Source organism: Mesonia aestuariivivens, assembly GCF_019311235.1.
Lineage (GTDB): Bacteria > Bacteroidota > Bacteroidia > Flavobacteriales > Flavobacteriaceae > Mesonia > Mesonia aestuariivivens.
In genome coordinates this window covers 1-7,762 of the sequence record NZ_JAHWDF010000028.1, presented here as the reverse complement: position 1 = coordinate 7,762, position 7,762 = coordinate 1, and the positions used below count along the sequence as shown (strand labels likewise).

Below are 7,762 nucleotides of genomic sequence, written 5' to 3'. Positions count from 1 at the left end.
AAAGCGCACAGGAAAAGAAGTTCAGCGTTACCTATTACCGCGCAGAATACCAGCGCAACATCGCCCGGGTAGAAAGCCCACAGGGCAGGTATATGAAAGGCAAACGACAAAGCACGGTAGAACCCGTCTTTGGAACCTTAACTCAGTTTATGGGGTTAAGGAAGGTAAATACCATAGGCTTAAGACAAGCTAACAAGTGTATGCAGCTCTCCGCCATTGCCTACAACCTCAAGAAATACCTGAAGTTTATTGAAAAGCGCACCAAAAGTGGAGCAGGAATGCTCGGCATGTTTTTAAAGTTCATAATGACGTTAAATCAGGAGTATAAGTTCATTTTAAAGAGACTATATTCTGCTAATTTACAAACGATATAAAACTAGAAAACCACTCTAAAGCGGTTTAAATAAGTGAGATTTTCTAAGAATTAGAGGCTTGTGCAACGGTTACCGGTGTTAGCTTTAGTTTTTTTAATCAACAAAAGTTTCTTTCATTACAGATTTAAATTCTTTGATTTCAGGTTTTGACATTTTTCCTAAACGTTTCACAATTCTAGTTTTATCTACAGTTCTGATTTGGTCAACAACAATCCAACCAATTTTATCATTATGTTTGATTTCAATTCGTGTTGGATAATTTCTCGAACTTGTGGTCATTGGAGCAACAATAATTGTTCTCAAATACTTATTCATTTCGTTTGGAGAAATAATTACACAAGGACGAGTTTTATTGATTTCACTACCAACAGTTGGATTAAGATTAATCAATACAATATCATATTGTTTTAATTCCATTCTTCAAAGGTTTCGTCTTCAAAGACATCATTAAACAATAATTTATCATCTCCATTCTCAGCCATTTGCTTAAAAGAGTCTTCCCATCCTTTTCTCGGAGTTGATAAAGGTTGAATAATGATCTTACCTTTTTCAAGAATTAAATCTACTTTATCTTTAATGTTGTATTTTTCAAGAATAGTTTTACTGAAACGTATTCCTTTCGAATTTCCTATTTGTATTACCGAAACTTCCATAACTTAATATTTTTTGTTATTACAAAGTTATTACTAATTTTTCAATTACACAATTAAAGCTAACATGTGGATAAACGCTATTGCGTTTATTTACAATTTATCGATTATCCAAATATAAGGAATCTAATGGATTTTTTTTTTAAAAAATTGATATTTAGTTACATAGATGCCAATTTTGGTCGTTTTGTGTACTAAAACCTGTAGCAGATAGCTTACCTCTATCCCATTTTCCAAGAAATGATTAGCGAAGCTATGCCAAATGAAAAGTATAGTAAACGTTTATTATACTTATATTCAACATAAGTCCAAAAAAGAAATAAATGAATTAGTTAAGGTGTGTTAGTACAAGATGTTGAACTAAACCTAAAGGTAGCTTCAAGAGATCGCTAAATCACTATTCACTATCTTTAGGTATGTTTAATTTCAATACTTAAAGTTATGAAAAAAAAAAGTAGTACCCTCATTGAAAGGGCCTGTAATTCTGTTCCTGAGTTCGACCAGCACTACCGTAAATTAAAGCGTTCCGTAGCACTCGCCGGTAAAAGTCAGCGTACCCTTCCGCTGCCTTTCGCACATGACCTTCCATTTTAACTGTAGTCCTCTGGTTCTCGATGAAGAACAGGTTTTGGACTACCTGCACCTTTTGAAATCGCAGCACAAAACACCATCGGATAGTTTCTTTAAGCATACTGTTTATGGCCTTCGTTATGCCTATCGTATCTCCGGAATGAAAGCGATGCGGGTGATGTTCCATTCCATAGAACGGCCCCACAAACTCCCGGTGTTACTAAGCCGTAGTGAAGTAAAGCAACTGCTTAAGACTCCAAAACTTCTCAAGCACCGCTTGGTATTGGCGATGCTCTACGGTTGCGGCCTTCGCTGTTTTGAACTTCGGAACTTGCAACTCAAAGACTTGGATTTTGATCGTAAAATGCTCCACATTCGCCAGGGCAAAGGATGCAAAGACCGTTATGTTCCATTATCCCAGATGCAGATCCGTGGCCTAAAAAAATATATCGCTGCAGATCCGCCAACCATTTGGTGCTTTAATGGCAACAATAGAAAAGGGAATCCACCCCAGTTATCGGCAATGGGGGTACAGTGGATTGTTAGCGAAGCCCGTAAACACAGCGGGATCCAGAAGGAAATCACTACCCACAGCCTTCGGCACAGCTATGCCACCCATCTTTTGGAGATGGGATTGGATATTATCAGTGTCAAAGATTTACTGGGACACGCTGATATCCAAACCACCCTTACCTACCTTCAAGTGGCACGAATCGGTAGGCAAAAGCCGTTCAGTCCGCTGGACCAGCTCTACAAGGAGTAGCCTTGAAACCTACTTCTTATGAGGTGTCCCAGATACTGGAGCGCAACACAGAATCTTTATCCAACTATTGTTACAACAGCTGGCAACTAAGAACTCTTCACGCCTTTCGCAAATGCCGTACTGCTGCCCTGGGGAGCCATATCGACCGCTGTAATCATCCTTCCTGCCACAGCCTCCACCTTAGTTACAATAGTTGCCGCAACCGCCATTGTCCCAAGTGCCAAGGACATAAAAAAGAGCAGTGGATCCGGGCCCGGGAAGAAGAACTCCTAAAGATGCCTTACTTCCACGTGGTCTTTACATTACCATCCGAGCTCCACCGCCTATGCCTGTATGAACCTAAAAAATGTATGGGTACTGTTTAAAACAGCATGGGAGGTCATCAAGGACTTTGCCTCCAACCCTAAATTTTTGGGTGTCAAACCAGGGATGATCGCCATCCTGCACACCTGGGGACAAAACCTTTCTTTGCACCCGCACCTGCATTGTATTGTTCCCGGTCAAGGCTATGAGCACCGTTTTTAGGGCCCGTTTTGTGGCTTCCCTTCGCAAGGAACTTCCTTCACAATCCACGGACTTCTATGAAAGCCTGTTCAAACACCACCGGGTAGTTTATTGCAAACGACCATTTTTAGGCCCCGTACAGGTGGTAGAATACCTTGGCCGCTATACCCATAAAATCGCCATCAGCAACCATCGGATAAAAACCTGGATAATAATGGCGTTACCTTTTCTGTAAAAGATTACCGTCACAGGGGAAGCAAATCCCTGTTACGTTTATCCGATCCAGAGTTCATCAGGCGTTTTGCCCTGCACATCCTTCCTAAAGGTTTTGTGCGCATCCGGCATTATGGAATCTTGAGTTCCTATCACAAAAAAATCAACCTTCCGGCCCTTCAGGCCATCCTGGGTCCTGTACAGCTGAAGGAAAAGGGGCCTTTACAGCACCGGGTATGCCCGGAATGTAAGAAAGGAAAGCTCATTACCATGGTCACCTTTACAGCACGTGGCCCACCAGGGCAGTGGCTGGAAAAATTAAAAATACAAACTAATAGAAACAAGAAGAAAAACAGCTCCCAAAAAGCGTAAGAGGCTAGCTATGGCTTAAAACCAACCATTAGGGCATCATTTAATGATGAATTGTAGAAATATTCATTCTGAATTTCATACTTTGTCCTCTGGCTGAAATAACCCAACCTGCTACAGATGAAGAAGAACTAACGGTTCTTCATAAATTAAATCTCTAAAAGGGAGTAATCCTCATAGACGGACAATCCGCAAAGAACCGGTTTAGACAACAGGATCTTCAGGTTAGGTCGTACCGACCACACGAAGACTTAGTTATTACCTAACGTTTTTATTTGTTTTCAGCTATTAAGCTTTCAACTTCCTTTCTAAGTTTCGGAATATGATTTATAATAATTGACCAAATATTTTCATCAGAGATATTATCGTACGCATGTATAACTTGATTTCTCAAACCAATTATAGCTTTTGCATTAGAGATGAATTTTTCAAAATTTGGATCTCGTTTTAAAATTCGATTAACAGCTTCTCCGATAATTTCTAAATCCCTTTCCACGGCTCTCTTAAGCATTGTGTTTTTTCGATACTCAAAAAAGTGTTTTTCTGTATTTTCAAAATAAGATTCAATTTCTTCAAAAGCAAAATGGATATCATATAACCATTTAAGTATTCTTTCATCCATAAATTAATTCTTTATTCTTATTTATTGAATTAATTAAAATAGGATTTTTAAGAGTTTGTTCTTCTACTAAATCAATATCTCGTTTAAATATTTTTCCTAGTTTTTCTTTAAAGGAAATGTAATTGTCAAAATATAGACTTAAGTCAGATATGTTAAATTTCACAAGAAAATCAATATCACTATTCTCTGAAAATGTTTCATTTGTAGCAGAACCAAATAGATACAACTTTTCAACCTTATGTTTTTTGCATAAAGTCTTAACTCGTTTTATATTTCTATCTATCATTAACATCTTTCAAAGATAATTAAAATTCTAAGTGATGATAACTTATCAACGAGATTTTTTAATGTTAGCCAACGTCAGTCTGTCTCAAAACTACCATATTTGGTTTTAAAAATAGTTGAAATTAGGATTGAAAACAAAATTTATACTCTGATCAGTATTTTTTGTTGTGCATTCGGTAAAAGCTTTATTCCTTCTTATAGAGGCTTTTATACACTTCTTGAAGGTTAAAAACAGGGCTACGATGAGTTGCTGTAAGGCGATTTTACTATTGAATAATCTTCTTAAATTATAAGCCAGAGCGATGAGTCCAAAATCTGCAGAAGCTGCCTTGATGCCCCTTTTGGTCATGATATGATCAAAGCCCCATTGCCGCTTCATAGTACCGTAGGGATGCTCGACCAGCGCCTGCCTCTTTTTATAAAGCTCTCCGCTTTGTTCGACCCGCTTGGCGTTGCCTTGGATGTTCTGGGTAAATTGAGTACGCTGTATAATCTTACCGTTAGCTTTGGCCGTGGTACACTTGCTGCGTACCGGGCATTCCTTACAGGCCTTGGTCTTGTATTGTTTAAAGGTATAGTTTCGGGCTTTGTACCAGGAGCCATTGCTGTATAAAGTATTTCCCTGGGGGCAAGTGTAGGCATCATCATCAGGATTATAAATGAAGTTTTCAGCATTGTATTTAGGATCTGGCGCCTGACTTTTACGTCCAATGGCTGGAATGGCCACCAGGGTATCGATACCTAGACTATCGGCAGTATGGAACTCGCTCCCGGTATGATAGCCTTTATCATAGAGTGCAGTAAAGGTATTGTTTCTTAAAATAGTTTTGGCCCTTCTGAGCATTAGCCCCATTGCTTTTTTATCATTCTGATTAGTAATTTTGTAATCAATAAGGAATTTATTTTGTGCGTCTACCGTTGTCTGAGCTGTATAGCAGACCTCGGTAACGGTTCCCCTTACAATTTGATGTCTGCTATCAGGATCAGAGGTCGATCGTTGTGGGTTTTCAGAAGAAGCATCCTTGTCTAATTGTTTTTGTATAGCCCGGTATTTGGTCTGTTGCTGTTTGCGCCCTTTAATTTGCTCTTTAATTTCTTCGGTTTTTTTCTGATGGCCATCAGCCTTGGCCAGTTCTTGGTTATGCTCTTCGGGCTTTTTATCGATGTACTCTAAATGCCGCTGTATTTTCTTTTTGTTGTAGTTATTTTTTTTGCTGTTTTGCGTCCTTAGCTTGGTAGAATCCCCGGCAATAAGTGTTCCCCCGATCAGGTTGAAGTTACGGGCGATGGCCACACTTTGCCGGAACACCTTTCGGATGGCTTTTGGGTTTTCTTTTCTAAACCGGGCAATGGTATTATGGTCGGGTTTTAGGTTTTTGATCAGCCAGATCACTTCTATATTCCGGTGGCACTCTTTCTCCAGCCTTCGTGAAGAGCGCATACGGTTCATATAACCATAGATAAAGAGCTTGAGCAGGTCTGCCGGGTGATAGGGCGGCCTTCCCTGAGTGGCTATGGTCTGAAAGCCCATTTTTGATAAATCGAGCAAGTTTACAAATTGATCAATGAGTCGTACGCTGTTATCCTCTGGGATCATATCATCCAAACAGGTCGAATAAAGGCTGAGCTGTTCGCGGTCTTGTCCTTGTTGGTATTCCATACCTTAAAAATAAACATACCAAAGATCATATCCTGAAAAATAATCGGTAAAGATAGCATGGTTTTGAGACAGTCTGACGGTTTTGTGTATGATTAGCGGCGTATTTAAGCAACTAATTTAGCAAATAAAGACCAACTAGAAAATCCGTGAGGATTTTCGTAAGCAAGCTCGAACTAGCCATTAATTATACACGGTGTGCTTGTTGCACAACCTCTTTCTTAATCAAATTTAAAATTAATAGTAGATTTCAATAACACCATACCCTTAGAAAGCAACAATTTAACTATTGCTAAAAATCAGAATAATCCTCTTTTCTTAGAAATTTAGACTTGTGCAACGGTTACCGGTGTTAGCTACAGTTTTAATTTTTTAATTGCTTTATAAAGAAATTAATTACATCTAAATTCACAGATGAAGTTGTCCAATGACCAACCTTATCATAAGTTTTAAATTGAGCTGAAATATATTCTTTTTTGTAAATGTTTTGGCAATTTATCCACCTTTCCTGAACATTGTTGCCAAGAGTAGAATTTATAGTATTTCGTTCGATATTATTATATGCATCATCAAATTGAACAGCGTCATTTTGATCTTCTTTTCCCATATAAATATATTGAGGAATTTCTTTTAATTCATTTAGATTAAATTCTTTGTTAAATATACTTTTAAAATCATTGATTCCTAATGGGTAATTAAATTTTTTGTTTTTATACTTTTTTAGTGGAAGCATTAATTCTCCATTCAAGCCACCCATTGCAGCGGCTTTCACTTTATCTGGATGAATAAATAAAAATCGATTTGTAAATGTGGCAGAAGCGGAAAAACCGTTCATAAAAATCTTATCATATATTAATATATCATTTTCTTTTAATACAATTTGAGCATCTCTAATCATTGCTATTAGTTGCAAATCTAATCTTTCTAGTTCTTCATCTTTTTCAAAGATAACATCTCTATCTAAAGAATGAGTATACACGAGTGGTTTGGAATTCGGTCTTGGAAAGATTGGAACTAGAAGAGGAATTTTTATATAAGTAGAAATATTATTGCCAACTGAACTAATAGAAGCTAACTCGATAGCACTTTTTTTATGGACTTCTATGGAATCACTAATTTTACCGGTATTATTTGGCTCAACCAATAGATAAGTCAATTTACTCTTGAGCGTTCCTTTGGGTATAAAAAGAATATATGAATTATTAAATCCCTTAGAAGGATTACTTTTTATAATAATTAAGCTGTCTTTTTGAAAAGATTCAGATACTGGATTTTGACTGTGTATAACTAAAGGAAGTAAAAGAAATAATAAAGTAAATAGTCTCATAAATTTTAATTTTTTAATAAGACGATTCTAATATTAAAATGTTACAGTGCAGTTCAAATTGTAGCTAACGAATTTGTATAACGAAAGTAAGGGAAATTTTAGAACTTACTTTTCGGTTATTGCCGTTGTGTTGTTGCGGTCAAAACTTTTGGGCGTTTGACCTTTGCCCTTATTTTTGTTATACATTGTGCGTGTTGCACAATTTACTAAAAAAGATTAATTTCATGGTATGCAAGGCAAAAAAGTATATCAAGAGCAGTTATTCAACAGTTTTTGGTTGAGTGACCGCGTACCGCCCACTAATTTCTACCGCCGATTGAAAGAAGCCTTAAACTTAGATTTTCTCTATGATCTTACTCGAGGTTTTTACGGCAGCAGTGGGCAAAAGAGTATAGATCCTGTTGTGTTTTTTAAGCTGTGTCTAGTGG

The 7,762-nt window shown here is 37.4% G+C and carries 9 protein-coding genes and 1 pseudogene; 4 read left to right on the top strand and 6 right to left on the bottom strand.

What is annotated here, in order from left to right:
• Nucleotides 1-374: transposase (locus KW502_RS15530; protein ID WP_255554280.1), on the top strand; the 374-nt coding region annotated here is incomplete at its 5' end.
• Nucleotides 375-467: 93 nt separating this feature from the next.
• On the opposite strand, the gene KW502_RS14765 is transcribed toward KW502_RS15530, so the two are convergent.
• Nucleotides 468-791 carry a type II toxin-antitoxin system PemK/MazF family toxin gene (locus KW502_RS14765; protein WP_139957798.1) on the bottom strand — a complete coding sequence of 108 codons (324 nt, stop codon included), beginning with the start codon at nt 789-791 and terminating at the stop codon, nt 468-470.
• Entirely contained in the window at nt 782-1,027 is a 246-nt protein-coding gene (locus KW502_RS14760; protein ID WP_219041326.1) for an AbrB/MazE/SpoVT family DNA-binding domain-containing protein, read from the bottom strand. Before KW502_RS14760 ends, KW502_RS14765 begins: the two co-directional genes overlap by 10 nt.
• A gap of 625 nt (nt 1,028-1,652) precedes the next feature.
• On the opposite strand from KW502_RS14760, the gene KW502_RS14755 reads away from it, so the two are divergent.
• Together KW502_RS14755 and KW502_RS15730 are read left to right on the top strand one after the other, a co-directional pair.
• Entirely contained in the window at nt 1,653-2,357 is a 705-nt protein-coding gene (locus tag KW502_RS14755) for a tyrosine-type recombinase/integrase (RefSeq protein ID WP_255554279.1), read from the top strand.
• A 2-nt stretch (nt 2,358-2,359) separates the two neighbouring features.
• Nucleotides 2,360-3,446, top strand: a pseudogene (locus tag KW502_RS15730) (IS91 family transposase).
• A gap of 268 nt (nt 3,447-3,714) precedes the next feature.
• On the opposite strand, the gene KW502_RS14745 reads toward KW502_RS15730, so the two are convergent.
• The 4 genes from KW502_RS14745 to KW502_RS14730 form a co-directional block, all read right to left on the bottom strand.
• Entirely contained in the window at nt 3,715-4,065 is a 351-nt protein-coding gene (locus tag KW502_RS14745; protein WP_219041324.1) for a HepT-like ribonuclease domain-containing protein, read from the bottom strand.
• Entirely contained in the window at nt 4,058-4,351 is a 294-nt protein-coding gene (locus tag KW502_RS14740; protein WP_219041323.1) for a nucleotidyltransferase family protein, read from the bottom strand. The genes KW502_RS14745 and KW502_RS14740 overlap by 8 nt, the downstream gene beginning before the upstream one ends.
• A gap of 105 nt (nt 4,352-4,456) precedes the next feature.
• Nucleotides 4,457-6,010: an IS1182 family transposase gene (locus tag KW502_RS14735; RefSeq protein ID WP_219041322.1), complete on the bottom strand. Its 1,554-nt coding sequence runs from the start codon at nt 6,008-6,010 to the stop codon at nt 4,457-4,459.
• A 361-nt stretch (nt 6,011-6,371) separates the two neighbouring features.
• Nucleotides 6,372-7,334, bottom strand: a complete 963-nt coding sequence (locus tag KW502_RS14730) for a hypothetical protein (RefSeq protein WP_219041321.1) — start codon at nt 7,332-7,334, stop codon at nt 6,372-6,374.
• 229 nt (nt 7,335-7,563) lie between these two features.
• Here KW502_RS14730 and KW502_RS14725 point away from each other — a divergent pair.
• The coding region (locus tag KW502_RS14725) for a transposase (RefSeq protein WP_500793357.1) at nt 7,564-7,762 on the top strand (199 nt) is incomplete at its 3' end.

Coding starts and splice junctions, on each gene's coding strand:
- KW502_RS14740 (WP_219041323.1), bottom strand. CDS start 4,351: ATGATAGATAGAAATATAAAACGAGTTAAGACTTTATGCAAAAAACAT.
- KW502_RS14760 (WP_219041326.1), bottom strand. CDS start 1,027: ATGGAAGTTTCGGTAATACAAATAGGAAATTCGAAAGGAATACGTTTC.
- KW502_RS14735 (WP_219041322.1), bottom strand. CDS start 6,010: ATGGAATACCAACAAGGACAAGACCGCGAACAGCTCAGCCTTTATTCG.
- KW502_RS14765 (WP_139957798.1), bottom strand. CDS start 791: ATGGAATTAAAACAATATGATATTGTATTGATTAATCTTAATCCAACT.
- KW502_RS14730 (WP_219041321.1), bottom strand. CDS start 7,334: ATGAGACTATTTACTTTATTATTTCTTTTACTTCCTTTAGTTATACAC.
- KW502_RS14745 (WP_219041324.1), bottom strand. CDS start 4,065: ATGGATGAAAGAATACTTAAATGGTTATATGATATCCATTTTGCTTTT.